Source organism: Paracidovorax anthurii, assembly GCF_003269065.1.
Classification (GTDB): domain Bacteria; phylum Pseudomonadota; class Gammaproteobacteria; order Burkholderiales; family Burkholderiaceae_C; genus Paracidovorax; species Paracidovorax anthurii.
The window spans coordinates 1-25,149 of record NZ_QLTA01000054.1 but is presented as its reverse complement, the minus strand read 5'-3'; the positions used below and the strand labels follow the sequence as shown (position 1 = coordinate 25,149).

The 25,149-nt window shown below is 72.7% G+C and carries 27 protein-coding genes and 2 pseudogenes; 13 read left to right on the top strand and 16 right to left on the bottom strand.

What is annotated here, in order from left to right; translation table 11 throughout:
- Window positions 1-10 precede the first annotated feature (10 nt).
- From AX018_RS20290 to AX018_RS20280, 3 genes are read left to right on the top strand one after another with little or no spacing between them, the layout of a single operon-like run.
- Complete coding sequence (locus AX018_RS20290; protein WP_111881113.1) at window positions 11-664, top strand: energy-coupling factor ABC transporter permease; 654 nt, start codon at window positions 11-13, stop codon at window positions 662-664.
- Between the two features lie 11 nt (window positions 665-675).
- Window positions 676-1,680: a precorrin-3B C(17)-methyltransferase gene (cobJ, locus tag AX018_RS20285; RefSeq protein ID WP_111881111.1), complete on the top strand. Its 1,005-nt coding sequence runs from the start codon at window positions 676-678 to the stop codon at window positions 1,678-1,680.
- On the top strand, window positions 1,677-2,063 hold the full coding sequence (locus tag AX018_RS20280; RefSeq protein WP_111881107.1) for a (2Fe-2S) ferredoxin domain-containing protein: 387 nt from the start codon (window positions 1,677-1,679) through the stop codon (window positions 2,061-2,063). The genes cobJ and AX018_RS20280 overlap by 4 nt, the downstream gene beginning before the upstream one ends.
- On the opposite strand, the gene AX018_RS20275 is transcribed toward AX018_RS20280, so the two are convergent.
- Window positions 2,060-2,962: a LysR family transcriptional regulator gene (locus AX018_RS20275; RefSeq protein ID WP_111881105.1), complete on the bottom strand. Its 903-nt coding sequence runs from the start codon at window positions 2,960-2,962 to the stop codon at window positions 2,060-2,062. The genes AX018_RS20280 and AX018_RS20275 overlap by 4 nt on opposite strands.
- A gap of 148 nt (window positions 2,963-3,110) precedes the next feature.
- Here AX018_RS20275 and AX018_RS20270 point away from each other — a divergent pair, with 148 nt between their 5' ends.
- Window positions 3,111-3,542, top strand: coding sequence for a carboxymuconolactone decarboxylase family protein (locus AX018_RS20270; RefSeq protein ID WP_111881102.1), 432 nt, complete (start codon window positions 3,111-3,113; stop codon window positions 3,540-3,542).
- Here AX018_RS20270 and AX018_RS20265 read toward each other — a convergent pair.
- The 9 genes and pseudogenes from AX018_RS20265 to AX018_RS20225 form a co-directional block, all read right to left on the bottom strand.
- Window positions 3,530-3,814 (bottom strand): annotated as a pseudogene (locus AX018_RS20265) (antibiotic biosynthesis monooxygenase family protein); the annotation flags it as partial. The gene AX018_RS20270 and the pseudogene AX018_RS20265 overlap by 13 nt on opposite strands.
- A 29-nt stretch (window positions 3,815-3,843) precedes the next feature.
- Complete coding sequence (locus AX018_RS20260; protein WP_111881099.1) at window positions 3,844-4,158, bottom strand: hypothetical protein; 315 nt, start codon at window positions 4,156-4,158, stop codon at window positions 3,844-3,846.
- A gap of 15 nt (window positions 4,159-4,173) precedes the next feature.
- A complete protein-coding gene (locus AX018_RS20255; protein WP_111881097.1) occupies window positions 4,174-4,392 on the bottom strand; it encodes a hypothetical protein in 219 nt (72 codons plus the stop codon).
- Window positions 4,393-4,495: 103 nt separating this feature from the next.
- Window positions 4,496-5,131 (bottom strand): flavin reductase family protein, encoded by a 636-nt coding sequence (locus AX018_RS20250; protein ID WP_111881094.1) that lies wholly within the window; start codon window positions 5,129-5,131, stop codon window positions 4,496-4,498.
- A gap of 139 nt (window positions 5,132-5,270) precedes the next feature.
- Window positions 5,271-5,819: a TIGR00725 family protein gene (locus tag AX018_RS20245; RefSeq protein ID WP_111881092.1), complete on the bottom strand. Its 549-nt coding sequence runs from the start codon at window positions 5,817-5,819 to the stop codon at window positions 5,271-5,273.
- Window positions 5,770-6,609, bottom strand: coding sequence for an ABC transporter permease (locus AX018_RS20240; protein ID WP_111881090.1), 840 nt, complete (start codon window positions 6,607-6,609; stop codon window positions 5,770-5,772). Before AX018_RS20240 ends, AX018_RS20245 begins: the two co-directional genes overlap by 50 nt.
- Before the next feature lie 11 nt (window positions 6,610-6,620).
- Entirely contained in the window at window positions 6,621-7,697 is a 1,077-nt protein-coding gene (locus AX018_RS20235) for an extracellular solute-binding protein (protein WP_111881087.1), read from the bottom strand.
- A gap of 52 nt (window positions 7,698-7,749) precedes the next feature.
- Entirely contained in the window at window positions 7,750-8,784 is a 1,035-nt protein-coding gene (locus AX018_RS20230) for an ABC transporter ATP-binding protein (RefSeq protein ID WP_111881085.1), read from the bottom strand.
- Window positions 8,781-9,548 (bottom strand): ABC transporter permease, encoded by a 768-nt coding sequence (locus AX018_RS20225; protein ID WP_111881082.1) that lies wholly within the window; start codon window positions 9,546-9,548, stop codon window positions 8,781-8,783. Before AX018_RS20225 ends, AX018_RS20230 begins: the two co-directional genes overlap by 4 nt.
- A 238-nt stretch (window positions 9,549-9,786) precedes the next feature.
- Here AX018_RS20225 and AX018_RS20220 point away from each other — a divergent pair, with 238 nt between their 5' ends.
- Complete coding sequence (locus AX018_RS20220; RefSeq protein WP_111881146.1) at window positions 9,787-10,695, top strand: LysR substrate-binding domain-containing protein; 909 nt, start codon at window positions 9,787-9,789, stop codon at window positions 10,693-10,695.
- 119 nt (window positions 10,696-10,814) lie between these two features.
- Window positions 10,815-13,889 (top strand): hypothetical protein, encoded by a 3,075-nt coding sequence (locus AX018_RS20215; protein WP_111881079.1) that lies wholly within the window; start codon window positions 10,815-10,817, stop codon window positions 13,887-13,889.
- On the opposite strand, the gene AX018_RS20210 is transcribed toward AX018_RS20215, so the two are convergent.
- The gene (locus AX018_RS20210; RefSeq protein WP_111881077.1) at window positions 13,844-14,746 is read right to left on the bottom strand and encodes an AraC family transcriptional regulator; all 903 of its coding nucleotides are present in this window, start codon (window positions 14,744-14,746) and stop codon (window positions 13,844-13,846) included. The two genes, AX018_RS20215 and AX018_RS20210, sit on opposite strands and share 46 nt — an antisense overlap.
- 64 nt (window positions 14,747-14,810) lie before the next feature.
- Here AX018_RS20210 and AX018_RS20205 point away from each other — a divergent pair, with 64 nt between their 5' ends.
- Both AX018_RS20205 and AX018_RS20200 read left to right on the top strand, forming a co-directional pair.
- Complete coding sequence (locus tag AX018_RS20205) at window positions 14,811-16,079, top strand: MFS transporter (RefSeq protein ID WP_111881074.1); 1,269 nt, start codon at window positions 14,811-14,813, stop codon at window positions 16,077-16,079.
- A gap of 67 nt (window positions 16,080-16,146) precedes the next feature.
- Window positions 16,147-17,055 (top strand): hypothetical protein, encoded by a 909-nt coding sequence (locus AX018_RS20200; protein WP_245951734.1) that lies wholly within the window; start codon window positions 16,147-16,149, stop codon window positions 17,053-17,055.
- Window positions 17,056-17,113: 58 nt separating this feature from the next.
- On the opposite strand, the gene AX018_RS20195 is transcribed toward AX018_RS20200, so the two are convergent.
- The 5 genes from AX018_RS20195 to AX018_RS20175 all read right to left on the bottom strand — a co-directional run bounded on the left by AX018_RS20195 (window position 17,114) and on the right by AX018_RS20175 (window position 21,863).
- Window positions 17,114-17,590 carry a hypothetical protein gene (locus AX018_RS20195; protein WP_245951732.1) on the bottom strand — a complete coding sequence of 159 codons (477 nt, stop codon included), beginning with the start codon at window positions 17,588-17,590 and terminating at the stop codon, window positions 17,114-17,116.
- A 4-nt stretch (window positions 17,591-17,594) separates the two neighbouring features.
- On the bottom strand, window positions 17,595-18,041 hold the full coding sequence (locus AX018_RS20190; RefSeq protein ID WP_111881066.1) for a type II toxin-antitoxin system RatA family toxin: 447 nt from the start codon (window positions 18,039-18,041) through the stop codon (window positions 17,595-17,597).
- 27 nt (window positions 18,042-18,068) lie between these two features.
- Window positions 18,069-18,908, bottom strand: a complete 840-nt coding sequence (locus AX018_RS20185; RefSeq protein ID WP_111881063.1) for a shikimate dehydrogenase family protein — start codon at window positions 18,906-18,908, stop codon at window positions 18,069-18,071.
- Between the two features lie 19 nt (window positions 18,909-18,927).
- Window positions 18,928-20,331 carry an MFS transporter gene (locus tag AX018_RS20180; protein WP_111881060.1) on the bottom strand — a complete coding sequence of 468 codons (1,404 nt, stop codon included), beginning with the start codon at window positions 20,329-20,331 and terminating at the stop codon, window positions 18,928-18,930.
- Between the two features lie 107 nt (window positions 20,332-20,438).
- On the bottom strand, window positions 20,439-21,863 hold the full coding sequence (locus tag AX018_RS20175) for an FAD-binding oxidoreductase (RefSeq protein ID WP_111881057.1): 1,425 nt from the start codon (window positions 21,861-21,863) through the stop codon (window positions 20,439-20,441).
- Between the two features lie 184 nt (window positions 21,864-22,047).
- Here AX018_RS20175 and AX018_RS20170 point away from each other — a divergent pair, with 184 nt between their 5' ends.
- The 5 genes and pseudogenes from AX018_RS20170 to AX018_RS20150 all read left to right on the top strand — a co-directional run.
- A complete protein-coding gene (locus AX018_RS20170) occupies window positions 22,048-22,854 on the top strand; it encodes a GntR family transcriptional regulator (RefSeq protein ID WP_111881055.1) in 807 nt (268 codons plus the stop codon).
- A complete protein-coding gene (locus AX018_RS20165; RefSeq protein WP_111881052.1) occupies window positions 22,851-23,681 on the top strand; it encodes a transporter substrate-binding domain-containing protein in 831 nt (276 codons plus the stop codon). The genes AX018_RS20170 and AX018_RS20165 overlap by 4 nt, the downstream gene beginning before the upstream one ends.
- Before the next feature lie 218 nt (window positions 23,682-23,899).
- A complete protein-coding gene (locus AX018_RS20160; RefSeq protein WP_111881050.1) occupies window positions 23,900-24,562 on the top strand; it encodes an amino acid ABC transporter permease in 663 nt (220 codons plus the stop codon).
- A 25-nt stretch (window positions 24,563-24,587) separates the two neighbouring features.
- A pseudogene (locus AX018_RS20155) lies at window positions 24,588-24,809 on the top strand (ABC transporter permease subunit); the annotation flags it as partial.
- Between the two features lie 124 nt (window positions 24,810-24,933).
- Window positions 24,934-25,149, top strand: a 216-nt coding sequence (locus AX018_RS20150; RefSeq protein ID WP_491895663.1) for a transposase, incomplete at its 3' end; no start/stop codon positions are given.

Below are 25,149 nucleotides of genomic sequence, written 5' to 3'. Positions count from 1 at the left end.
GGTCCACACCATGCATATCGAAATCGGCATCCTCTCGCAGGACAAGATCGCCTATGCCTCCGTCGCCGCCACGGCGCTGCAGGCCGCGCACGCGCTGCCGCTGCTGAAAAGCCCCACCGCCTGGCTGCGCACGCTGCTGGCCGCGTTCTTCTTCAGCGTGCTCATGCAGGTGTGGCACATGCCCGTCGGGCCGTCGGAGCTGCACTTCGTGGGCGCCATGCCCATCTACCTGCTCTTCGGCTTCATCCCCACGCTGTTCGGCTTCGGGCTGGGGCTGCTCGCGCAGGCGCTGGTCTTCGAGCCGCAGGATCTGGCGCACCTGTCCATCAACTTCCTCAGCCTCGCCGTGCCGCTGGTGGCCGTGCACCACGGCCTGGGCCGCCGCATGGAGCGCATCACCGTGGCCAACGTGCTCAAGCTCGATGCCGCCTACTACGCGGGCGTGACGCTCATGGTGGGCTTCTGGCTGTCGATCAGCAATGATGCGGCCCCCGTGGCCGACTGGGCGCTGTTCGCGGCGTCGTACCTCAGCCTCGTGGCTGTGGAGCCGCTGCTGACCATCGGCATCACGCTGGCCGCCGCCCGCCTGCGCGGCCGCCGCTGGCTGGCCGCCTGCATCGACGAGCGCACGCTGCAGCGCGTGGCCGCCCCCGCCGCCGCCTGAGGACGCACGCCATGCCCGCAGGAAAGATCATGCTCGTGGGCATCGGCCCCGGCAGCACCGACCACATGACGGCGCGCGCGCGCGCCGCCATCGCCGAGGCCGACACCATCATCGGCTACGTCACCTACATCAAGCTCGTGGCCGACCTCATCGAGGGCAAGGAGATCATCCGCAAGTCGATGACCGAAGAGCTGGACCGCGCCATCGAATCGCTGGCCCGCGCCCGCGAGGGCAAGAAGGTCGCGCTCATCTCCTCGGGCGATGCGGGGGTGTACGGCATGGCCGGCCCCACCTTCGAGGTGCTGTTCCAGGCCGGCTGGACGCCCCCCGCGTTCGATGAGAACGGCGTGGTCGAGCCCGGCGGCATCGAGGTTGAGATCGTGCCCGGCGCATCGGCCCTGAACAGCTGCGCCGCCCGCGTGGGCGCGCCGCTCACGCACGACTTCTGCGCCATCTCGCTGTCGGACCTGCTCACGCCCTGGCCCACCATCGCGCGCCGGCTCGACGCCGCCGCCATGGCCGACTTCGTCGTCGCGCTCTACAACCCCAAGAGCGGCCGCCGCACGCGCCAGATCGAGGAAGCCCAACGCCTGTTCCTGCGCCACCGCAGCCCGGACACCCCGGTCGCCATCGTCAAAAGCGCCTACCGCCGCCGCGAGCGCATCGAGTTCGCCACGCTGGCCACCATGTGCGATGCCGACATCGGCATGCTGAGCACCGTCTTGATCGGCAACAGCAACACCATCGTGCAGCACGGCCTCATGGTCACGCCGCGCGGCTATGCCAACAAGTACGACGTGGAAGGCGGCGGCGCCACGCGCGAAGGCGAGCGGCCGGGCCGCTCGCTCTCCACGGGCCTCAACGGCTGGCTGGAGAACCTGCAGCTCGACCATGCGGCGGGCGAAAGCATCGAAGCCCTGGCGCTGCGCCACCGCCTGCCGGCCGACTACATCCGGGACACGCTGGCCCAGCCCCTGGCGGCCGAAGCCGTCGCCACCACCGAGGAAGAGGCATGAGCGCGCAAGACTCCGCCGCCACCAGCGCAGCGCCCGAAGGGGTGCGCGTGGTCGTCAAGCCCAAGATCGGCGGCTACCGCCGCCACATCCTTATCTGCACCGGCCCGCGCTGCGCGCAGGAAGGCCAGGCCCAGGCCCTGTTCGACAGCCTGGGCGAGAAGTTCAAGGCCGCCGGCCTGAACGACGGCGACCTGCGCGTGAAGCGCAGCCGCGTCAGCTGCTTCGCCGCCTGCAAGGGCGGCCCGGTGATGTGCGTGCAGCCCGACGGAACCTGGTACTACGACGTCACGCCCGCCAACATGGACCGCATCATCGAACAGCACCTGGTGGGCGGCCAGCCCGTGGAGGACCTGGTGTTCCACCAGGGGCCTTCGGGGGGTTAGCTTGCTGCCTGCGCGGCCAGCGGCGCGCCACTGGCCGCGCTCAGCAGCTCACGCACTGCGGGCAGGTCTGGGGGCGTGACCAGCCCGATGCCCAGCGCCAGCGCATCCCCCTCCACCAGGCGCCGGTAGACCACGCCCGCGCGCCGCAGGCCGGCGAACGAGCCGGCCACCAGCGCGATGCCCTGGCCGGCTGCCACTTCGGCCAGCAGGACATGGTGGTCGGCAGGCTCCCGGAGCTTGGGCGGCGCGAAGCGGTGCTGCGCGAACACCCGCTGGCAGTGGTCGTAGAACGCGGGTTGCCGGGCCCGCTCGAACCAGAAGATCGGCTCCATCGCCAGGTCGGCCAGCCGCACCGCCCTGCGCCGGGCCAGCCGGTGCGAGGACGGCAGGGCGGCCACCATGGGGAGGCGATCCAGTACCTGCACGTCGAGGCCGCGCACATCCGTCGGCAGGGCGATGACAGCGGCGTCCAGCTTGCCGGCGCGCAACTGCCGCACCAGCCTGGGCGATGCATCGGAGAGCACCGTGACCACCGCCCCGGGGTGCCGGGCCTGCACGCGATCGGCCAGTCCCCGGAACCATGCCGGCTCGGCCGCGCTGGTCAGCCCCAGCCGCAGCGTCGGCGGCAGGGTGTGGCCCTGGAATTCGGCTTCCGCCTGCCTGAGCAGTTCGCCCACACCACGCGCGTAGGGCACCAGTCTGCGGCCGGCCGCCGTCAGGCTCACGCCGCGCGCGTTGCGGTCGAAAAGCGGCGTGCCCAGCCGCTCTTCCAGTTCGCGGATCGCACGGCTCAACGGCGGCTGCGACAGGTGCAGCGACTCGGCGGCCTGCCGAAAGCTCGATGCATCCGCCACGGCCAGAAAGAGCGAGAGCGAACGGGAATCCAGGCGTTGGGGCATACCGAAAAGGTATCACCGAATCGGTCATTCCCTGCGGCGCCATGACTTTCTACAGTCGCGGCCGGTTCCACATCTTTTCAGGACAAGCCATGCATTCCTCTCCGTTCCAGTCATCGCCCCTCCGCCAGCGCCGGCCGGGAGCCGCGCGATGAGCCGCAGCCCCACCCACGAACGCTATGAACGCGGTGCCCGCACGCTCGCCCAGGTGGACGGCCCCGCCGGGCTGGCGGTGGTGGAGCAGCTCGCGCAGTCCTTTCCCGCCTTCGCGCGCCTGCTGGTGGAGTTTCCTTTCGGCGACATCTACGCCAGGCCGGCGCTGGCCCTGCGCGAGCGTGAACTGGCTACTGTGGCAGCACTGTGCGCCATGGGCCATGCGCTGCCGCAGTTGCGCGTGCATGTGCATGCCGCCCTGCACGTCGGCTGCACCCCGGCCGAGATCGTCGAGGTGGTGATGCAGATGGCGGTCTACGCGGGCTTTCCGGCCGCGCTCAACGGGCTGGCGGTGGTGCGGGAGGTGTTCGCCGCGTCGGGTATCGCGCTGCCGCTGCGTGGCGACGACGCGCCCTCCACCGCCGCATAGTGCGACACCGTGGGAAACGGCTCGTAGAAGTGGTGCAGCAGCCGCTTCCACTCCTGGTACCCGGGCGAGCCGCGGAAGCCTTTTTCGTGGGCCTCCAGGGTTTCCCATTCCACCAGCAGCAGGTATTCGCCCGGCCGCTCAATGCAGCGCTCCAGCCGGTGCGAGAGGTATCCGGGCATGGACGCGATGATGCGCTGCGCCTGGCGGAAGGCGTCCTCGAAGGCGGCTTCGTGGCCGGCGCGCACGTGCAGGGGGGCGGATTCAAGAATCATTCGGTGTCCTGTCGCGGCTTGCGCGCGTGTCAATGCGGGGCCGGCGAGCGGCGCAGCAGCCAGCGCACGGCGGCGCCGGCAAGGTACAGCCCCAGCGCCGCCGGCAGCGTGAAGAGCGAGCCCCACGCGCCCAGCAGGAAGACGGAATAGGCGGCATCCGAGAGCCCCGGCGCCGCGCTGCAGTGGATGCCCGAGCCCTCGTTGCCGGAGCAGCCCAGCAGCGCGGACAGCGGCCAGTACACGAGCAGCAGCAGGAGCGGCGCCGCGCCCGCGAGCAGGCACAGCGCGCCGAACCAGTGGCGGGCGAGGAAGGAGCGCACGGAGCGCCGGGGCGGCATGGCCATGCGCGGGCCGCCGGCTTACTTCCGGCCGCCCACCACGAGCAGCAGCCCGCCGACGGCGATCGCGCCGATGCCGAGCCACAGCGGGATGTTGACCGTCTCCTTCTCCTTGGCGGAGATCTCCACGGGGCCGAGCTTCACCACCGTGGTGTCCTTGGTGTAGCTGAAACCGCCGTAGGCGAGGCCGAGCGCGCCGGCCACGATGAGGGCGATGGCGACGAGGCGGATTGCGTTCATGGATGGGTTCTCCGGGTAGGTGCCCGCGCCGGCGCGGACTGGAAATCAAAGCGAAGCGCTGCGTGCGCGAGCATAAGCGCTGCGGAGCCGCCCCGGCGCTCCCTCACCGCGGCCGGAACATCCGGAACACCTGCTCCGGCCCCACCGTGAAGTAGTCCGCCGGGCCGCCCGCGCGCAGGATGTGGCCCGCGTTCGCGGTGTCGTACACGCCGTCCTTCAGCAGCGCGGTGTCGATGTGCACCGCCACCACTTCGCCCAGCACCAGCCAGGTGGGTACCTTCGTGCCGTCCGCGCCCTGCAGCTGCACGATCTGCGTGCGGCGGCATTCCATGGCGACGGGGCTCTCGGCCACGCGCGGCGGGGCGACGAGGCGCGAGGCCAGGGGCGTGAGGCCGGCCAGCGCGAATTCGTCCACCTCGGGCGGCACGGCGGCGCAGGTCTGGTTCATGGCCTCGGCCAGTTCGCGCGTGGCGAGGTTCCACACGAACTCGCCCGTGGCCTCGACGTTGGCCAGCGTGTCCTTGGCGCCGATGCTCGCGAAGCCGAGGATCGGCGGGGTGTAGTTGAAGGCGTTGAAGAAGCTGTAGGGCGCGAGGTTCAGCGCGCCCGTGGCGCCGCGCGTGCTGATCCAGCCGATGGGCCGGGGGCCCACGATGGCGTTGAAGGGGTCGTGCGGCAGGCCGTGGCCGTGGCGCGGCTCGTAGCTGTGGAAGGTGCGGGCGTGGGGGTCGGTGCTCATGGCCGCCACGGTACACCGGATGCGGAGGCCGCGTGGATCGGTGGCTGCTATTGTTTTAGTAGCTATATCGCAAGCAAATACGGCGACATGGCGGCCAAAACACTCCCATGGGGTGCTGCGGGAGCGGGCGGGGCCCGCCTCACTCCAGCAGGCAGGCCGCCACCGCCTCCATGAGCGTGCCCAGGTCCGGCGCGGCCACGGCGCCGGGCAGGGCGATGTCGCCGTACAGCGCGAAGACCGGCTTGCCCCACTTCAGGCCCAGGGCCATCTCCGAGAGCGTGCCCATGCCGCCGCCCACGGCCACCAGGCAGACGCCGCTGCGCGCGATGACGGCGTTGCGCATCTCGCCCATGCCGGTGGGCACGGCCACGCTGAGCCAGGGGTTGGCGTGGCGGTCGTCGTCCTCGGGCAGGATGCCCACGGCGATGCCGCCGCCCTCGCGCGCCCCGCGCGAGGCCGCGGCCATGACGCCGCCGCGCCCGCCGCAGACGATGGCCATGCCCGCGCCGGCCAGCAGCCGGCCCACGGCGTAGGCCGCATCGCATTCGCGCGGCCCGCCGTCGCCGGGGCCGATCACGGCCACCGGCTGCGCGTGCCGGCGCGGGCCGCGCTGGCGTTCGGCCAGGCGGGCCAGCGCCTCAGCCGCGCGGGCCGGAAACGGCGCGTTCGCGCCTTCGGGTTGCCACATCGCCCACTCCCATCACGATCACGCACACCACCATGAGCACCAGCGAGAGCGCCGCCGCCATGGGAAAGTCCCCGCCGCCGTCGCTGACCTGCGCGAGCAGCATCAGCGGCAGGATGTTGAGCTGGGTGCCCACCAGGGCCAGCGCCGTGCCGTAGGTGCCCATGGCCAGCGCGGCCACGGTGCAGGCGCTGGCGAGCACCGTGGGCGCGACCTCGGGCACCACGGTGTCGCGGAACGCGCGCCAGGGCGTGGCGCCCAGGGTGCGCGCGGCCGCGAGCGGCCTCGGGTCCAGGTGCGCGAACACCGGGTAGAGCGACAGCGCCACGCGCGGCACGAGGTAGTAGGCATAGGCCAGGCCCAGGCCCCACACGCTGTAGATCCAGCCACCCACCCGGGCCGGGTCGGCGCCCAGCCGCGCGAGCAGCTGCGTGGCGAACCCCGCGCGGCCGAAGGCCAGGATGAAGCCGTAGGCGATCACCAGCCCCGAGAAGGCCAGCGGCAGCCCCAGCAGGGCCATGAGCCAGCGGCGCCGGCGCTCGGGCTGGCGCGCCAGCTCCAGCGCCAGGCAGGTGCCCACCAGGGCCGAGACGGCCCCGCTCGCCAGGCCCAGCAGCAGCGTGTTGCGCAGCGCCCCGGCGAAGAGCGGGTGGCGCAGCAGCCGCGCCAGGGCCGCGCCGCGCCCGTCCAGCGCCTCGGGCAGCAGGGCCGCCAGCGGCAGCGCCAGGAAGAGCGCCAGGAAGGCCCAGGCGGGCCAGGCGCCGAAGCGGTGAAGGGGCGGCAGGCGGCGCATGGCGGGGCGGGTCAGCGGCCCACCGTGGCTTCGGCCCAGAGGCGGTCCACCTCGGCCTTGGCGGCGGAGGCCTTCACCACGTCCAGCGGGCGGATCTGCGGCGCGGCGGGCATCTTCGCCGCCACGTCGGGCGCCAGGGCCACGCCCGGCACGGCGGGGCGCACGAAGCCCTGCGCGAAGAGCGACTGGCCCTCCTGGCTCATGGTGAACTGCAGCCACAGCTTGCCGGCGTTGGGGTTGGGGCCGTTCTTCACCAGGCTGATCGCGTAGGGCGCGGCCACGCTGGCCTCCTGCGGAATGACGACTTCCACCGCGTCGCCCATGCCGTCCACGTGCCGGGCCTTCAGGCCGTCGTTCTCGTAGCCGATCCACACGGGGATCTCGCCCTTGAGGAACTTGGCATAGGGCGTGGTGCCTTCCACGCGCAGCACGTTGCCGGCCGCGTGCAGGCGGCCGAGGTAGTCGGTGCCGGGCTTCACGTGGTCCACGCCGCCGCCCATGGCGTAGGCCGCGGCGAAGGTGAGCACCTGCCCCACGCCGGTGGTGCGGGGGTCGAGGTACACCACGCTGTTGCGGTACTCGGGCTGCAGCAGGTCGGCCCAGCGCGTGGGCACGTTCTTCACGAGCTTGCGGTTGACCAGGAAGGCGACGTTGAGCGTGTGGAGGGTGAACCAGCGGCCCTCGGCCTCGCGGAAGACGGGCGGCAGCCGGTCGAAGTTCACGGGCTTGAAGGGCGCCACCAGGTCCTTGCGGGCGGCATCGACGGCCGAGGCCGCGAAGTAGTAGGCGGTGTCGGCCTGCGGGCGGCGGCGGGTCTTCTCCAGCGCCAGCACGGTGGCGGCGGAGCCGATGTCGTTGTAGGTGAGCTCGATCTCGGGGTAGCGCGCCTTGAAGGCGCGGAACAGCGCCTTCCAGTTGGCCCACTCGGGGCCGGTGTCGAACGACACGCACAGGCCCTCTTTCTGCGCGGCCTGGTAGAGCGCCTTCTCGCCGGGGTAGAGCTCGGGGCCCTCGAACGGGAACGCGGCGCGCGAGAGCGCGGCGAGCGGCAGCGCGCTGGCGGCCTGGATCAGTTGTCTGCGGTGCATGGGGCGATCTCCTGGGGATGGGGTCGGGGGAGGGCGGGGGCGTGGCGGCCGGTCAGTCGTCCAGCAGCCGGAGGTGTCCGGGGGCGATGGCCACGGCCGCGTGCGCGGGCCGGGGCGACTCGGCCAGCAGCGGCGTGGGCGCGCCGGGCACGGCGAAGTCGTAGCGCGTGGTGCTGCCCAGGTAGCGCTGCGCGCCCGCGCGGCCTTCGAGCCGGTTGAGGGCGCCCGGCGCCGGGTCCGCCGCCACGTGCTCGGGGCGCACGAGCACGTGCACCTGTGCGCCGGCCGCGCGCGTGCCGGTGGGCGCCGCGAGCTGCGCGAAGCCCAGGTCGATGCGGTCCGGGCCCGCCACGCGCGCGGGCCAGAGGGTGGACTGGCCCACGAAGCGCGCCACCGCCCGGCTCGCCGGCGCCTCGTAGAGCTCGCGCGGCGTGGCGAACTGCAGCACGCGGCCGTCCTGCAGCAGGGCCACGCGGTCGGCCATGGCCAGGGCCTCCTCCTGGTCGTGCGTGACCAGCAGGGTGGTGGCGCCAAAGCGCCGCTGCAGCAGGCGGATCTGGTCGCGCAGGTGGCCGCGCACGCCGGCGTCCAGGGCCGAGAGGGGTTCGTCCAGCAGCAGCGCGCGCGGGTCGATGGCGAGCGCGCGCGCCAGCGCCACGCGCTGCTGCTGCCCGCCCGAGAGCTGCGCGACATGGTGGGCCGCGCGGTCCGCCAGGCCCACGGTCTCCAGCAGCTCCAGCGCGCGCCGGCGGCACGCCTGCGGTGCCGCGCCGCGCATGCGCAGGCCGTAGGCCACGTTGTCGATCACCGGCATGTGGGGGAACAGCGCGTAGCTCTGGAACACCATGCCGATGCCGCGCCGGTGCACGGGCGTGCGGGCCAGGTCCTCGCCGCACAGCACGATGCGGCCCGCGTGCCGGCCCGCGCCCTCCAGCCCCGCCACGAGCTGCAGCAGCGTGGACTTGCCCGAGCCGCTGGGGCCGATCACGGCGACCAGCTCGCCGGTGGCCACGTCCAGCGAGACGCCGTGCAGCCCGTGCGGGCTGCCGGGATAGCGGTAGGTGACGTGGTCGAGGAGCAGGCTCATGGGTGGCGGCGGACGAGGGAGGACGAGAGGAGGGCCGAGGCGCCGGCCAGCGCCAGCAGCACCACGGTGGCCGCGCAGGCGAAGCCCGTGGCCCCGTAGAAGGCCTGCAGCAGCAGCACGGGATAGGTGCGGTGCTGGAAGCCCGCGAGCAGGTTGGAGAGGTTGAACTCGCCCACCGAGAGCGCTGCCACCATCACCAGCCCGCTCAGCAGGCTCTGCCGCAGGCTGGGCAGCACCACGGTGGCGAAGCCGCGCCAGCCCGAGGCGCCCAGCGTGGCGGCGGCCTGCTCCAGCCGGGCCACGTCCTGGTGGCGCAGGTCGGCCAGCAGGGTCTGCGTGAGGTAGGGCAGCGTGGCGACGGCGTGCGCCGCGATCAGCAGCGGCAGCGAGCCCAGCCAGGGCAGGGTGTCGGTGTTGAACACCACCACGTAGCCGAAGGCCAGCGTGACCGGCGGCACGGCGATGGGCAGGGCGCTCACCAGCCGGGCCAGGCCCGCGTGCCCCCGGCGGGCGCCGTGGTAGAGCGCGTGGGCCAGCGGCAGCGCCAGCGCGGCGTTCACGGCGCAGGCCGAGAGCGCCACCACCAGGCTGGTGCCGAAGGCGCGGCGGAAGGCGGCGTCGGCCCACAGCTCCAGGTACCAGCGCCCCGTGAAGCCCGTGGGCAGCAGGGTGTTGGTCCAGCGCTCGCCGGTGCTGCCCAGGAGCAGCAGGGCGATGGGCAGCAGCAGGTAGATCGCGTACAGCAGCGCGACGGCGCGGACCACGGTGGTTCTCCGATCGATCGGTGGCCGGGGGGCTGGCGGTGTGCCCGCCTCCCGGCATACTTTCCTTTGGCGACACAGTGACAAAGGTGCTGTGCGCGGATGCAAAAATTTTAGGAAGCAAAGGCCTGCAAATGGATGAAGCCTGGATGACGTTGCATGAGTGTTTGGAAAGCGTCTGTCATGCCCCGGTCATGGGAATGTGGCCGGCCCGCGAGGCCGGGGCCGGAGGGCGCGCGCGGTGAAGCGCACCTGCCCCACCATCCAGGAGCTGCTGGCCTTCGACGCCGTGGCGCGGCACGAGAGCCTCACGCTCGCGGCCGAGGCGCTGTGCATCACGGTGAGCGCGGTGAGCAAGCAGATCGCGGGGCTGGAGGCCTTCATCGGCCGGCCGCTGCTGCAAAAGCGCGGGCGCGGCGTGCAGCTCACGCCGCAGGGCCATGTCTATTGGCAGAAGGTGGCGGGCGGGCTGCGCGCCATCGAGGCCGCCACCTTCGAGGCCCGCGCGGGCGATGCCGGGGCCGGCCTGCTCACGCTCGCGAGCGTGCCCACCTTCCTCACCAAGTGGCTCATTCCGCGGCTGCCCGCGTTCAGTCAGAAGAGCCGGCAGGTCACGCTGAGCTTCAGCCGCCACCTGGAGCCCACCGACGGCATGCCGCCCGGCGTGGACGCGGCCATCCGCTACGGCCCCGACGCCTGGCCGGGCGTGGTGTCGGAATACATCGCGGGGCGCGAGTTCGTGCTGGTGGCGGCGCGCTCGCTGGTGGCCGAGCGCCACCGCATCGCGCGCCCCGAGGACCTCGCGGGCCACACCCTGCTGCACCACGAGAACGCGCCCACCGCCTGGCGCCAGTGGGCGGCGCGGCACGGCGTGGCGGCCGCGCACACCGTGGCGGGGCCGCGCTTCGCGCAGTACGCGCCGCTCATTCAGGCGGCGCTCAACGGCCTGGGCATCGGCCTCGTGCCGCGCGTGCTGGTGCAGGAGGAGCTGGCGGCGGGCGATCTGCTCTGCCCCTGCGGCGATCCGGTCCTCATCGACCAGGGGCACTACCTCTGCTACCACCCGTCGCGGCTCAACCTGCCCGCGTTCGCGGCCTTCCGCGAATGGCTGCTGGCCGAGGGGCGGCGCTCGCGCGGGCGCGAGGACTGAACCCCGCGTTCCGTTCGCCGGAACCTGGTGAATCTGTATCGAAAGACATCAACATGTAATCAAATGCATCGCACTCACGTGCATCGACAACCTGGGCCGACGCCGCCTGCCTGCCTGCCATGATGCTCGTGATCTCTCCGCGCCCGCGCGGATTCCTGGACGCCGCCGGCATGGCGGCCCTGTGGGCGGCGCTGTGGGTGGCCTCGTCCATGTCCGATGCCCGCGCCGAGGGCAGCCGCACCCTCTACCCGGCCAGCTATCCCACGGCGGGCGGCACCTGCGCCAACGCCGCCGACCGGGGCTGCCGCGCCAACCTCGACCTGCAGCCCGGCAACCGCTATGCCAACCGGATCCAGCGGCGCACCTTCCTCTACGTGTACGCCGAGGCGGGCGAATACCTGCTGCTCGGGTCGAGCAACCGGAGCGCGGGCGGTGACATCCTGGTCTATCGCCCCCAGGATTTCGGCACCCCGGGCGACGAAACTTTGCCCGCCACGGCGGATTTCTCCTGCGCCTCCGCGAGCCCGCCCGCGGGCAGCTTCGGCGGCGGCAGCCTGGGCCGGATGGGATCGCGCGCCCAGGAGCTGGCCGGCCCCCACAGCGCGGACGGCACGGCCACCGTGGCCAACGGCTACGCGCCCTGCGCCTACCGCGTCCCGGCGACGGGCATCCACGGCGTGCAGTTCACCGCCGCCACCAGCGGCAACACGAACCTGAACGCCGACATCTTCAACCCGCTGGCCAGCACCAGCACCGTGGCCGTCTGGGACGTGACCGTGCGCCCCTCCGCCGGCAGCCTGGCCGACCGCAACGGCCGGCTCTTCACCTATGCCTGGGTGGCCTTCGCGGGCGTGAACAACCGGCCCATCTTCTCCCGGCACGACTACGTCACGCTCGACGGCTACCGCTATTCGCAGTCCCTCGCGGGGCTCGACCCGAACGGCTTCGCGCTCTACGCCAACCGCCTGGGCTTCCTGGACGACGGGCGCCCGCTCTACAAGGGCGTGCGCGGCCGGGATTCGTACGTGACGGACCTTGCGCCCGGCCTCTCGGCGCAGCGGGCGGAGTTCCCCATCTTCTTCAGCAGCGTCGATCCCGCGGCGCCGCACGCGGCCGAGGTGGACAAGGTTCTCGCCGCCCTGCAGATCCCGACCGTGCCCCGGCCGCCCGCGCTGTCGGCCGTGGAGTTCACCGGGCGCGCGGCCGGGGACGGCGCCACCACCCGCACGGGTGCGGGCGGCACCTTCCGGCTCACGGCCGCCGATGCCGCCACCTTCCAGATCGTCGTGAGCCGCGACGGCGCCGACTTCAGTGCCGCCAACACGGCCAACGCGGTGATCGCCGGCATCGCCGGCAACGGCACGCAGGAGGTGGACTGGGACGGCAGCGACGCCACCGGCACCCCGTTCCCCGCCAGCGCCACGCCCTATGCGTACCGCGCGTTCGCCCGCGCCGGCGAGATCCACCTGCCGATGATCGACGCCGAGAACAACGGCAACGGCACGGGCCCGGCCACGGCGACCTTCGGCGGCGGCCCCACCGTCACCCGGCTCAACGGCCCGCAGGCCGGCGACACCACGGTGTTCTTCGACGACCGCGGCTATGCCACCCGGGGCGGCACCCTGGTGGGCAGCCGCAGCGGCACGCTGTGCCCGGCCGCGCCGCCCCAGGCACCCCAGCCGGCGCAGGCGCTGGGCGGCGTGGATTCGACCCTGGTGTACGGCGCCGCGCCCCGCCTCTACCGCTGGTGGCTGCCGGGCGCCAACGCCAACGGCGACTGCGCCGCCACCGGGGGCTGGGGCGATGCCAAGGGGCTGGACCTGTGGACCTACCTGGGTTCGCCGGCCCGGGAGGGCCGCCTGCGGATCGATGCGCCCGCGCGCGGCGCGGCGGCCCGCCTGTCCGTGCCCGGCAGCACCCGGGCGGGTGCCGTGGTGCAGGGGCGCTTCGCCTTCGCCAACCACGGCACGGCGGCCCTCTCGGGAGTGCAGTACACCCTCGCCGCCGGCGCGGGCTGCAGCGCGCCCGCACTGGCGTTCGCCAACCTGCCCGCCGGGGCGGCCGTGCAGTGCGTGGAGGCGCAGGGGCGGGGGCTCTACCGCTTCTCGGGCTTTCCGGCCACCCTGGCCGGCGGAGAGCGGGTGCGCGGCGCGGAGGCCGAGGCGCCCCTGTCCTTCACCTATGCCGCGCCCGCGTCCGGCGCCGTCGCGGTGGAGGCCGCCCTCACGGCCGCCGCGGACGGCGCTCCCGCCAGCGACACCGCCAGCGGCTCCACGGCGATCGGCCCGGTGGACGTGCAGGCCCGCGTGACGGTCGCGGCCAGCGCACTGCCCGGCGAGACCGTGTCCGGCACCGCATGGTTCGCCAATCTGGGATCGCAGCCCGCGCCGGGCTGGACCGCGTCCCTGGCGATCGGCGCGCCGCAGCAGGGCTGCCCCGCCGGCGTGGCCTTCACCCGCCTGCCCCCGGGCGTGCGCGTGGCCGGGTTCGACGCCGCGACCTGCACGGCGGCCCTCGCGGGATGGCCCGCCGCGCTCGCGGACGGGCAGTTCCTCACCCTCGATTTCCGCTTCACCGCGCCGGCCGCGGGGCAGGTCGCCGTGCGCGCGTCCGTGGACGGCGCGGGCGATGCCGACGCGGGCAACAACCGCGCGAGCGCCACCACCCTCGTGCGCGTCGTGGACATGGTCGTCAGCCTCGCGGGGCTGCCCCCGGTGGCCCTGGCTGGCGAGCGCTATGCCGGCACCTTCTCGTGCACCAATGCCGGCCTGCTCGATGCCCTGGGCGGCACGCGCTGCGCCATCGACGGCGGCCTGCCCCCGGGCGTGTCGCTGGTCGCCTGCACGCTGGACCGCACGGGCGCGGCCTGGGGCCCGGGCGACCCGGTGCCGGCCGGCGCGACGGTGACCTGCCGCGTCGAGGGCATTCCCACGGCGGGCGGCAGCGCCACCCTGCGCGCCGGCACGGCCGCCACGGGCGATGCCGACGCCGCCAGCAACAGCGCGACGCTGGCGCTGGCGGTGATCGCCCCGCGGGCCGTGCCGTCGCTCACGCCGCCCGCGCTGGGCCTGCTGGCGGCCCTGCTGGGCCTGTCGTGCGGGATCATGCAGTGCCAGCGGCGGCCCCGGGGGCCGTGCCGGCGGCGGTCTCAGCCGCCCGGGCCGGACTGCCCCAGGAACCGCCCCGGAGACTGACCCACCACGCGCCGCACCATCGCGCTGAACGCGCTCGGGCTGTAGCCCAGCTCGGCCGCGATCTGCCCCATGGGCTGGCGCGAGGCCGCCAGGGACACGGCCTTGGCCAGGATCACCTGCTGGCGCCACTGCGTGAAGGTGGCGCGCAGCTCGGCGCGAAAGAGCCGCGCCACGGTGCGCGGGCTCGCGCCGGTGTCGCGGGCCCATTCGGCCAGGGTTTCGTGGCGCGTGGGGTCGGCCAGCACCGCCTCGCACAGGTGGCGCAGGCGCTTGTCGCGCGGCAGGTCCACGCCCAGGCGCACCACCGGCGCGCGGCGCAGCTCGTCGAGCACCAGCGCGCTCAGGTGCCGCTCGCGGCGCAGCGCCTCCTCGGGCAGGGGCGGGCCGTCGTCGGGCACGCAGGGCATTTCGCGCACCACGGCGCGCAGCAGGTCCGACACCTCCAGCACGCGGCACTGGCGCCAGGGCGCCTCCTCGGCGCGCGGCACGCCGGGGCCGCAGCGCCCGCGCGGCTGGTGGAAGTAGAGCGTGCGCAGGTCCGCGCTCTCCACCATGGTCACCGCGTGCTCCACGCCGGGCGGAATCCAGATCGCGCGCGAGGGCGGCACGATGTACGTGCCCTGCGCCACCGTGAGGCGGATCACCCCCGTGGTGGACACCGCCACCTGCGCCCAGGGGTGGCTGTGCGGCAGCACCTGCGTGTCGGCGAAGAGCTGGCGCGCCTTGGCGCGCACCGGCCGCGCGCTGCTGGGCACGAACAGGTGGGGCGTGAGCGAATCCACATAGGACAGCGTGCGCGGCACGCGGGCGGCGCGGGCGCGGCCGGCCGGCGGGGCGGAAAGTGCGGGGCTTGGCATGTTCGCGACAATCTTTGGCCGGCTATCGTAATCCGGACGCGGGGCCGGTTCTTAAGATCGCCGCATGACCTCGATCAACGCACCCACGGCCACGCTGCGGCAGGACGCCCGCACCATCGGCCTCATCGGCCTGGCGCACGGCTCCTCGCACTTCTTCCATCTGCTGCTGCCGCCGCTGTTCCCGTTCCTCATCGCGGAGTTCGGCTACAGCTATTCCGAGCTGGGGCTGCTGGTGTCGGTGTTCTTCGTCATCTCGGGCGTGGGGCAGGCGCTGTCGGGCTTCATCGTGGACCGCGTGGGCGCGCGGCCGGTGATGTTCTTCGCGCTCTCCTGCTTCGCGGCCGCGGGCCTCGTGGCCAGCACGGCAACGGGCTATGCGGGGCTCATGGCGGCCGCCGCGCTCGCGGGCCTGGGCAACGCGCCCTTCCACCCGGTGGACTTCACCATCCTCAACAAGCGCGTGTCGCCGCAGCGCCTGGGCCACGGCTTCTCGGTGCACGGCATCTCGGGCAACCTGGGCTGGGCCACGGCGCCGGTGTTCCTGGCCGGCATCACCGCGGCCACGGGCTCCTGGCGCACGGCCTGCCTGTGCGGCGGCCTGCTGGCGCTGGCCGTCCTGGCCATCATGGTCTGGAACCGCGATGCGCTCGACGACCGCCACGGCGAGGGGGCGGCATCGGCCGCCAAGGCGGCTGCGGCGACGGCGGCCACGGCCGCACCCGAGCACCCCATGGCCTTCCTCAAGCTGCCCTCGGTGTGGCTGTGCTTCTCGTTCTTCTTCTGGACCACCTGCTCGCTGAGCGTGATCCAGAGCTTCTCCAGCCCCACGCTGCAGAAGATGTACGGCCTGCCGCTGTCGCTCACCTCCATGGTGGTCACGGGCTACATGCTGTGCGGCGCCGCGGGCATGGTCGTGGGCGGCTTCCTGGCGGGCCGCGTGGCGCGGCTGGAGCGCACCATCACCGTGTGCCTGCTGGCCACGGCCGCGCTGCTGGCGATCGCCGGCACCGGCGTGCTGCCCGGCGTGGCGGCCATGGTGTTCGTGGCGCTGGCGGGTGTCGGCACCGGGCTGGCCGGCCCCTCGCGCGACATGCTCATCAAGCGCGCCGCGCCCCCCGGCGCCACGGGCCGCGTCTATGGCACCGTGTACTCGGGCCTGGACCTCGGCTTCAGCGTGGCCGCCCCGGTGTTCGGCGCCATGCTGGACGCGGGCATGACCTCCGGCATCTTCTACGGATCGGCGGCGGCCCTGGTGCTGGGCGTGGCCTCGGCGGGCGTGGTCGGCATCGGCGTGGCGGCCAAGGCGCGCGCGCAGCGCATGGCGGCGGCATGAGCCGGGGGCGCACGGCTCATGCCGCCGGCAGGCCCATGCCTCCGGGGATCGCAGCGCATTGCCGGGCGTGGTGATCGAACAGCAGGACGGCGAGCTCCTGCGCATCGTCCTGCGGCCGCGCCTTCTGGCGGCGGCCATGCTGCTGGCCGGTGCCGGCCTGGCGGTCCTCCCGCCGGCCATGTGGGCCATGGTGGCGGGCGATCCGCAGGCCTGGGCGCGCGTGGTGGCGGCCGGGCCATGGGCGATGGCGCTGCTCGGGCTGTGGGCCGTGCTGCTGTGCGGCGCGGGCATCGCCCTCATGCGCCTGGCGCCGCGCGGCCGGGAAGTGCGGCTGTCGCGCCGCGAAGGCACCGGCGAGGCCCTGCGCCACTTCTGGGGCGCGCCCAGCGTGCGCGATGCGGGCGTCGTGCTGCAGCGCATCGACGCGGTGTGGGTGCGCCGCGTCCCGCGCGCCCGCGGGCCGCTGCTGCGCGAGGAGCTGGTGCTGCGCTGCTTCCATGGCGGCCCCCGCGTGCTGGCCTGGGCGTATCTGCCGCGCGCGGGCGCTCCGTCGCGCCTCCAGGAGGCGGCCCGGGCGGTCGGCGCCTTCCTCGGCGTGCCCGTGGCCATGGCCGGGGAGGCCCTGCCCCGGCCATCGCGTGCCCGCATGCGGCAATACCGCGACCTGCCCCCGGTGGCCGAGCCGCCGGTGGACGCCCCCGGGCTGCGCGGTCCCGGCCGGTGCATGGCCGCGGCCGGCGCGGCACTGGCCGGCCTGCTCGCGGCCATCGTGGCGCTGCAGATCGCCGGCGCGCTGCAGAGCGGTCATCTCGTCACCTATGGCCGGTGGGGCGGCGCGCGGCACTTTGCCTGGGACAGCGCGCCGGGGTTGTTCGTCTTCCAGCTCTTGGTGATGGCGGCGCTCTCGGGGCTGTGCCTGCTGATGGCATGGCTGGGGGGGAGGGCGGCGCTGGGAAGGTCGGCACGGTCCGCGTGATCCGGTCATCGGGCCTTGTGCTCCCGCAAGAGGGGGGCATGCCGCACCGGCGACCCGGTCATGCGCCTTCGGATGGACGGGGTCGGGTATCGATGTCTTCCCAGCTGTGGATGGAGTGCAGGATCACGTCGGCTTCGCACGCGGTGGCTTGGGCGGGAAAGCTCTGGCGGTACGCAAGGACTCCATCGCCGAACCGGAAGTCCTCGGCGAAGCCTTTGTGGACCACGGACAGGCGGGCGATCTTCCATGCATCGGCATCGATGAGCGCGGCGCATGTGATGGGGCCGGCGGCATAGTCCGTGGTCAGCCATTCCTGCGCGGCAATGAAGCGCGAGTCGGCGGACCACTGGAGCGGCCTGCCGAAGATCCTGTGCGGGATGGCGCGGGCGTCGATCGCAAGCCGGAAGTACTCCGGGCCGAAACGGATCTCTCCTTCGAAGAGCAGGGCTGCCCGGTGCATTCCGTTGGGTGAACGTGCCATGTGTGCGAGGCCTGTGGCGAGGTTTCTGGAATCTGCGCCGCGCCCGGCGTTCATGGTGTCAGGCGCCTGCTTCCGCCCAGTGCCGGAAGGCCGCCAGCCGCCGCCGCATGTCCCTGCGGTAGAAGGCGGCGATCAGCGGCTCCAGCAGCCAGGCCAGCAGGGCGGGGCGCGCCGTGAAGTGGTAGATGAACCGCACCTCGGTGCGGTCCGCGCCCAGGGCCCTGAAGCGCCAGGTTCCCCCGAAGCTGCGCAGGACCCAGGGGCCCCGGACCATCTGGACCGCGGCATGGCCGGGGGGCGCGAAGGTGATGTAGCGCGACACCAGGACCGTGCCGCTACGGCTCTTGCAGAAGCATTCGGCGCCCACGCGGGCGGCCTCCTGCTCGCCGAGCAGATGGGCCTGCGACAGGTAGATGTCCCATTCCAGGCGGCGCGTGTAGTCCTGCGAGAGCCGGAACAGGGCTTCCCGGGGGCGGGCGACGGTGCAGGCCAGGGAAATGCGCATGGACGGTCTCCGGGCGGCAGGCGGGGCTCACGCCTCCAGCCGCGCCACCGCCCGCAAATCCTCGGGCGTTGCCTCCCCGAACCCGAAGAATTCCAGGTACGCCGGGATCATCTCGAACAGCATGTCCGTGCCCACCTGCACCCGGCAGCCCCGGGCCAGCGCGGCCTGCAGCAGCGGGGTGTGGGCCTGCGACATGACCACCTCGCCCACGAAGGTTTCGGGCGCGAGGCGCTGCGGGTCCAGGGGCAGCGGATCGTCCGGCCGCATGCCGAGCGGCGTGCCGTTCACTACGAGGTCGAAGCCCGCCGGGTCGTTGCCGGCCGGCGCGGCGTGCAGCGCCGGATAGTGCTGGCGCAGGCGCTGCGCCAGGGCGCCGGCGCGGGCCGGGTCCGCGTCGTGCAGGGCGATGCGGGCGGCGCCCGCCGCCGCCAGCGATGCCGCGATGGCCGATCCCACGCCGCCGCAGCCCACCACCAGCGCGCCGCACCCCGCCAGCGGCAGGCCCTTGCGCTGCACGCCGCGCACGAAGCCGGCGCCGTCGAACTGGTCGCCCAGCAGCCGGCCGTCGGGCAGGCGCAGGATGGCATTGCAGGCCCCGGCGATGCGCGCCGTGGGCGTGGCGGTGTCCACCAGGTCCAGCGTGGCGACCTTGTGCGGCATGGTCACCAGCGCGCCCATCCAGTTGCTCACGCGGCGCAGCGACTGCAGCGCGGCGGGGTAGTCGCGCGCCTGCACGCCCATGGGCACCACCAGCGCGTTGATGCCCCGGTGCGCGAACCAGGGGTTGTAGATCAGGGGGGCCTTGAAGGCTTCGGTGGGGTAGCCCAGGTGGGCGATCAGGCGGGTGCTGCCGTTGATGGTCTGCATGGAGGGAGGCCCGGGCGGATCAGTGGCCGGCCGCGCCGCGCGCGCGGCGCAGTGCGTCCTGGCGGGCGGCCTCGTGGGCCTCGCGCGAGAGGGGCTCGGCGCGTGGATCGCCCAGCGCGGCGGTGGGGACGCGGAAGGTCTCGCGCGCCGACCAGGCGGCCAGCGCCGAGATGGCGGTGATGCCCAGCGCGATCGCGCCCACGGTGGCCGGCACGTTGGCCGAGCCGGGGGGCGCCACGGCCGCGAACAGCGCGGGCAGCAGGGCGGTGAGCGCAGTGCCGATGTTCTGCGAGATCGCCATGGCCGTGACGCGCGTGCGCGCCGGGAACAGCTCGGGGTAGAAGCTCGGGAACACGGCGTTGTAGCCCTGGTAGACCACGCCCCACATGAGCAGCGACATCGCGATCGCGAGGGGCACGCTGTGGATGCTGATGGCGTAGAGGTACCCGAAGGCGAGCAGGCCCGAGGCCAGCGCGCCCACGATGATGGGCGGGCGGCGGCCGATGCGGTCTGAGAGATTGCCCACGTGCGGGATCACGATCACCGCGACGATGTTGCCCAGCACCGGAATCCACAGGTACACGCTCTTGTCGAAGCCGATGCCGTAGCCCGGCTGCACCGCGTAGGCCGCGCCGAACACGGTGGCCACGACGGGGATCACGTTCATGAGGGCCATGCACACCACGCGCAGCATGTCGGGCCCGCTCTCCTGGAAGGCCTGCACGATGGGCGCGCGCGGCACGGCGCCGCGCTCGCGCTCGGCGGTGAAGACGGGGGTCTCCTCCACCTCGCGGCGGATGTAATAGCCCATGGCGATGACGACGAAGCTCAGCAGGAAGGGCACGCGCCAGCCCCAGGTGTTGAACTGCTCGGTGGGCAGGTAGTAGGCCAGGGGCAGGAAGACCGCCGCCGCCAGCACCTGGCCGGCCTGCACGCCCTGCAGCGCGAAGCTCGCGTAAAAGCCCCGGCGGCCCTGCGGGGCGTGCTCCAGGATCATGGAGCTGGCCCCGGAGATCTCGCCCGCCACCGCGAAGCCCTGCACCAGCCGCAGCACCACCAGCAGCGCGGGCGCGAGCAGGCCGGCCTGCTCGTAGGTGGGCAGCAGGCCCACGGCCACGGTGGAAAAGCCCATCAGGAACAGGCACAGCACCAGCACCTGCTTGCGCCCGTGCGTGTCGCCCCAGTGGCCCAGCACGAAGGCGCCGATGGGGCGGGCCACGTAGCCCACGCCGTAGGTGGCGAGCGACGCCACGATGGCCACCGTGGGGTTGCCGGCGGGAAAGAAGATCTGCGGAAAGATCAGCGAGGCGGCGGTGGCGTAGATGAAGAAGTCGTAGTACTCCAGCACCGAGCCGATCCATCCGCTGGCCGTGGCCTTGCGGGTCTGCTGCAGGCCCGTGCCTGCGGCGTGCGTGTTGGGCATGTGGGGGTGTCTCCCTCGTGTGTGGCCCGGCGGGCCTGTTGTGAATGTTCGGAATGCCGGCGCGGCCGCGATGGCGGCCCGCCCCGGGCGGGGGCGCGGAACGCGGCCTACAGCGTGAAGATCTTGCCCGGGTTCAGGATGTCCTGCGGGTCCAGCGCCTGTTTCACGGCGCGCATCATCGCCACGGCGCCGTCGCCCGCCTCGTCGCGCAGGAAGCCCATCTTGTGGATGCCCACGCCGTGCTCGCCCGTGCAGGTGCCGCCCAGGGAGAGGGCCCGCGCCACCAACTGGTGGTTGAGCCGCTCGGCGGTGGCGCGCTCCTCGGTGCTGTCCGGGTCGATCAGGTAGCCGAAGTGGAAGTTGCCGTCGCCCACGTGGCCCACGAGGAAGTAGGGGATGCCGCTCGCGTCGGCCTCGGCCACCGAGTCGAGCAGGCAGTCGGCCAGGCGGCTGATGGGCACGCAGGTGTCGGTGCTGATGGCGCGGCAGCCCGGGCGGCTCTGCACGGCGGCGAAGTACGCGTTGTGCCGCGCGGTCCACAGGCGCGTGCGCTCCTCGGGCGTGGTGGCCCACTCGAAGGCGTTGCCGCCCCATTCGCCGGCGATTTCCTGCACCGTTTCGGCCTGCTCCTGCACGCCGGCGGGCGAGCCGTGGAACTCCATCAGCAGCAGGGGCTCCTCGCGCAGCGCGAGCCGGCTGTGCGCGTTCACCATGCGCACCGTGTGGTGGTCGATCAGCTCCACGCGCGCGATCGGCACGCCGAGCTGGATGGTCTGGATCACCGTGCGCACGGCGGCCTCGATGCTGGGGAACGAGCAGATCGCCGCCGACACCGCCTCGGGCAGCGGGTAGAGCCGCAGCGTGACCTCGGTGATCACGCCCAGCGTGCCCTCGCTGCCCACGATGAGGCGCGTGAGGTCGTAGCCCGCCGCGCTTTTCCGGGCGCGGGTGCCGGTGCGGATGGCTTCGCCCCGGGCGGTCACCACCTCCAGCGCCAGCACGTTCTCGCGCATGGTGCCGTAGCGCACGGCATTGGTGCCGCTCGCGCGCGTGGCGGCCATGCCGCCGATGCTCGCGTCCGCGCCCGGGTCGATGGGGAAGAACAGGCCCGTGTCCTTGATGGCCTCGTTCAAGGCCTTGCGCGTGATGCCGGGCTGCACGGTCACGGTGAGGTCGTCCGCGTCCACGCGCAGCACCCGGTCCATGCGCGAGACGTCGATGCTGATGCCGCCTTGCACGGCCAGCAGGTGGCCTTCGAGCGAGGAGCCGGCGCCGTAGGGGATCACCGGCACCCCGTGCCGCGCGGCCAGCTGCACGGCGTCGGCCACGTCCTGCGTGCTCTCGGCGAACACCACCGCCGAAGGCGGCGGCGCCTGCAGCGAGCCTTCGTCGCGCCCGTGCTGCTCGCGCACCGCCAGGGCCGTGGAGCATTGCGCGCCGAAGCGCTGTTGCAGCGCGTCCAGGAAGGCCGGCGGCACGGGGCGCAGGCGGATCTCGGGCAGCAGGTGGGCGGTGGCGGCGGGGGCGTTCATGGGTTTGTCTCCTGGCGGGTGCCGGCCTCGGCGGGCGGCGTGGGCAAACATTCTAGGCACCATGCCGGCCCGCGCCGCGCTCCAGTCCGGGGCCCGCCGCCGCGCGCGCACCAGCCACATGAACCAATGTTGTGCGCGCCGCTTGCATACAAGCGGGCACGGTTCGTGCTGAGAGGGTGCCGACATGGCGATTTCCTCCTCCGACATCAGCAGCCGCATCATGGAAGCCGTGATGGCGCAGAAGCTCGCGCCCGGCATGCGGCTGGGCGAGCAGCAGCTCGCGATGCTGTTCGACTGCAGCCGCACCCTCGTGCGCGAGGCGCTGATGCGCCTGGCCGCGCGCGGCATCGTCACCGTGAGCGCGCGGCGCGGCTGGTACGTGATCGAGCCCTCGCTGGACGAGGCGCGCGAGGCCTTCGAGGCGCGCCGCGTGATCGAGCTGGGCCTGATCCGCGGCATGCGGCAGCCGCTGGGCCGCGCCTCGCTGCAATCGCTCAGGGCCCATCTGGCGCGCGAGAAGGCCGCGCTGCGCGGCGCCGACGTGGGCGCGCGCAGCTTCCTGCTGGGCGATTTCCATGTGTGCCTGGCCGAATGCCTGGGCAACACCCTGCTGGCGGACACGCTGCGCGACTTCACTGCGCGCACCACGTTGATCGCCATGCGCTACCAGTCCTCGCACGATGCGGCGCAGTCCTGCGAGGACCACGTGCGCATCGTCGCCGCGCTGGAGGCGGGCGATTTCGCACGCGCCGAGGCGCTCATGGCCGAACACATCGGCACCGTGCAGGCCCACCTGCGGCTGCCCGTGCAGAACGATCCGCTGGCGCAACTGCGCGGCGCGCTGGCGCCCGTGGCCAAGGAACCCTCCGGCGCCGCGGCCCCTGGCGCGAAGCCGCCGCGCCGCGCGCGCGCCGCGCCGACGCCGCCCGCTTCCTCGCCCGTTTCCCCTTCCTCCGACGACCCCTCCACCTACCTGGGAGCCTTGCTATGACCTCCGCCGCCCGTTCCGTCTCTGCTTCTGCCTTCATCGACCGCCGCCGGGTGCTGGGCCTGGCCTGCGCGCTGGGCCTGGCCTGTGCCCTGGTGCCGGCGGCGCGCGCGCAAAGCGCGCTGGAGGGCATCCAGAAGACCAAGAGCATCAAGATCGCCATCCCCACCGATTTCCCGCCCTACGGCTTCGTGGGCACCGATCTCAAGCCGCAGGGCCTGGACATCGACATGGCCCGGCTCATAGCCGCCAAGCTGGGCGCGAACGTGGAGCTGATCCCGGTGAGCAGCGCCAACCGCATCGCCTACCTGCAGACCCGCAAGGCCGACCTCGTGATCTCCTCGCTGGGCAAGAACGCCGAGCGCGAGAAGGTCATCGCCTTCAGCGCCGCCTACGCGCCCTTCTACCAGGCCGTGTTCGCCGCGAAATCCCTGCCGGTCAAGGGCTGGAACGACCTGGCCGGCAAGAGCGTGGCCGTCACGCGCGGCGCCATCGAGGACCAGGAACTGAGCAAGGTGATCCCCGCCGGCGTGGACGTGAAGCGCTTCGAGGACAACAACGCCACCATCGCCGCCTTCGTCGCCGGGCAGACCCAGGTGCTGGCCACCAGTGCCTCCGTGGCCGGCAACATGATGCAGAAGAACCCGCAGCTGCAGGCCGAATACAAGCTGCTGCTCAAGGACAGCCCCTGCTACATCGGCCTCGCCAAGGGCGAGGACGCGCTGCTCGCCAAGGTGAACGAGATCATCGAGGGCGCCAAGAAAAGCGGCGAGCTCGATGCCATCGCCACGAAGTGGCTGGGCCGTCCGGCGGGCGACCTGCCTAGCTGACTCCCCCCTGAGTCGCCTGCGGCGCCTTCCCCCCTGAGGGGGACGACGCTGGTGGCCCGGCGGAGCCGGCTCCACGGCGTCTGCTGGCGTGGCCTGCTCCGCGGCCATCTGACCTGTGAGGCCGTGCGGTTTCATGGGCCGCTCTGGATGCTTGGCGCCTTAGATAGTTGATCTGCTCCATTTCTTCGACCAAACCGCAGCCCTTCCGGGTCTTTCCCATGCGCATCGACTTCGACTTCATGGCCGTGCTCTCGCAGTGGCCGCTGCTGGCCACCGGCGTGCTGTGGACGCTGGCGCTCACGGCCGTGGCCACCGTGGCGGGCATGGCCGTGGGCATCGCCTGCGCCTGGGCGCGCGCCAGCGGCCCGGCCTGGCTGCGCTGGCCCGTGGGGGCCTACGTGGAGCTGGTGCGCAACACGCCGTTCATCGTGCAGCTCTTCTTCATCTTCTTCGGTCTGCCGGCGGCCGGCCTGAAGCTCTCGCCCGAGGCGGCTTCGTTCATCGCCATGGTGCTCAACCTGGGCGCCTACGCGACCGAGATCGTGCGCGCGGGCATCCAGGCCACGCCGCGCGGCCAGATCGAGGCGGCCGTGAGCCTGGCGCTCTCGCGCGTGCAGGTGTTCACCCGCGTGGTGCTGCCGCCCGCGCTGCGGCGCGTGTGGCCGGCCATGGTGAGCCAGATCGTGATCGTGATGCTCGGCTCGGCCGTGTGCAGCCAGATCTCGGTGCCGGACCTGAGCTACGCGGCCAACCTGATCCAGAGCCGCAACTTCCGCGCGTTCGAGTCCTTCATCGTGGCCACGGCCGTGTACCTGCTGCTGTCCATCGCGGTGCGGCGCCTGCTGCACTGGGCGGGCCCGCGTTTCCTGTTCGGCCGCTGAAACACGCGGCGGAGGTCTGAACACCATGGTCGATTTTTCGCTCTGGGACATCGTGCGCAACCTGCTGCTGGCGGCGCGCTGGACGGTCGCCCTCTCGCTCATCGCCTTCGCGGGCGGCGGCCTCGTGGGCGCGCTGCTGCTGGTGGCGCGGCTGTCCGGGGGCCGCGCGGCGGACCGCGCCGTGGGGCTCTACGTGCAGCTCTTCCAGGGCACGCCGCTGCTGATGCAGCTTTTCCTGTCGTACTTCGTCCGCCCTGAACAACCCGTAAGCCGTTGATCTGTCTCGAAGTTCTTCGGCTAGCAGGGAGAAGGATTTGCAAGGTATGGTTTTGCCAGCCCCTGTTTTCTTGCAAATTCCTCCGAGGAGTCCGATGGGTCCGAAGCCTTCGCAGCCGCACACGGCCGAGTTGTTCCGTCCAAGGCTGGACGAGCAGATCAACATGAAGCACCCGCTGGTCAAGCTGGCCGCGCTGATCGACTGGACCGAGATCGAGCGCACGTTCGCAGTGTCGTTCACTTCGGACCGCGGCCGGCCAGCCTCACCGCCTCGTCTGATCGCCGGGCTGCTGTACCTGCAGCACACCTTC

What these genes read in the sequence shown, in the direction of transcription:
- AX018_RS20235 (WP_111881087.1), bottom strand. Translation starts at nt 7,697, where the DNA reads ATGCACCGCAGACAACTGATCCAGGCCGCCAGCGCGCTGCCGCTCGCC.
- AX018_RS20270 (WP_111881102.1), top strand. Translation starts at nt 3,111, where the DNA reads ATGAGCCGCAGCCCCACCCACGAACGCTATGAACGCGGTGCCCGCACG.
- AX018_RS20245 (WP_111881092.1), bottom strand. Translation starts at nt 5,819, where the DNA reads ATGTGGCAACCCGAAGGCGCGAACGCGCCGTTTCCGGCCCGCGCGGCT.
- AX018_RS20255 (WP_111881097.1), bottom strand. Translation starts at nt 4,392, where the DNA reads ATGAACGCAATCCGCCTCGTCGCCATCGCCCTCATCGTGGCCGGCGCG.
- AX018_RS20230 (WP_111881085.1), bottom strand. Translation starts at nt 8,784, where the DNA reads ATGAGCCTGCTCCTCGACCACGTCACCTACCGCTATCCCGGCAGCCCG.
- AX018_RS20250 (WP_111881094.1), bottom strand. Translation starts at nt 5,131, where the DNA reads ATGAGCACCGACCCCCACGCCCGCACCTTCCACAGCTACGAGCCGCGC.
- AX018_RS20170 (WP_111881055.1), top strand. Translation starts at nt 22,048, where the DNA reads ATGGCGATTTCCTCCTCCGACATCAGCAGCCGCATCATGGAAGCCGTG.
- AX018_RS20260 (WP_111881099.1), bottom strand. Translation starts at nt 4,158, where the DNA reads ATGGCCATGCCGCCCCGGCGCTCCGTGCGCTCCTTCCTCGCCCGCCAC.
- cobJ (WP_111881111.1), top strand. Translation starts at nt 676, where the DNA reads ATGCCCGCAGGAAAGATCATGCTCGTGGGCATCGGCCCCGGCAGCACC.
- AX018_RS20180 (WP_111881060.1), bottom strand. Translation starts at nt 20,331, where the DNA reads ATGCCCAACACGCACGCCGCAGGCACGGGCCTGCAGCAGACCCGCAAG.
- AX018_RS20280 (WP_111881107.1), top strand. Translation starts at nt 1,677, where the DNA reads ATGAGCGCGCAAGACTCCGCCGCCACCAGCGCAGCGCCCGAAGGGGTG.
- AX018_RS20215 (WP_111881079.1), top strand. Translation starts at nt 10,815, where the DNA reads ATGATGCTCGTGATCTCTCCGCGCCCGCGCGGATTCCTGGACGCCGCC.
- AX018_RS20190 (WP_111881066.1), bottom strand. Translation starts at nt 18,041, where the DNA reads ATGCGCATTTCCCTGGCCTGCACCGTCGCCCGCCCCCGGGAAGCCCTG.
- AX018_RS20240 (WP_111881090.1), bottom strand. Translation starts at nt 6,609, where the DNA reads ATGCGCCGCCTGCCGCCCCTTCACCGCTTCGGCGCCTGGCCCGCCTGG.
- AX018_RS20210 (WP_111881077.1), bottom strand. Translation starts at nt 14,746, where the DNA reads ATGCCAAGCCCCGCACTTTCCGCCCCGCCGGCCGGCCGCGCCCGCGCC.
- AX018_RS20275 (WP_111881105.1), bottom strand. Translation starts at nt 2,962, where the DNA reads ATGCCCCAACGCCTGGATTCCCGTTCGCTCTCGCTCTTTCTGGCCGTG.
- AX018_RS20205 (WP_111881074.1), top strand. Translation starts at nt 14,811, where the DNA reads ATGACCTCGATCAACGCACCCACGGCCACGCTGCGGCAGGACGCCCGC.
- AX018_RS20175 (WP_111881057.1), bottom strand. Translation starts at nt 21,863, where the DNA reads ATGAACGCCCCCGCCGCCACCGCCCACCTGCTGCCCGAGATCCGCCTG.
- AX018_RS20160 (WP_111881050.1), top strand. Translation starts at nt 23,900, where the DNA reads ATGCGCATCGACTTCGACTTCATGGCCGTGCTCTCGCAGTGGCCGCTG.
- AX018_RS20185 (WP_111881063.1), bottom strand. Translation starts at nt 18,908, where the DNA reads ATGCAGACCATCAACGGCAGCACCCGCCTGATCGCCCACCTGGGCTAC.
- AX018_RS20195 (WP_245951732.1), bottom strand. Translation starts at nt 17,590, where the DNA reads ATGAACGCCGGGCGCGGCGCAGATTCCAGAAACCTCGCCACAGGCCTC.
- AX018_RS20165 (WP_111881052.1), top strand. Translation starts at nt 22,851, where the DNA reads ATGACCTCCGCCGCCCGTTCCGTCTCTGCTTCTGCCTTCATCGACCGC.
- AX018_RS20290 (WP_111881113.1), top strand. Translation starts at nt 11, where the DNA reads ATGCATATCGAAATCGGCATCCTCTCGCAGGACAAGATCGCCTATGCC.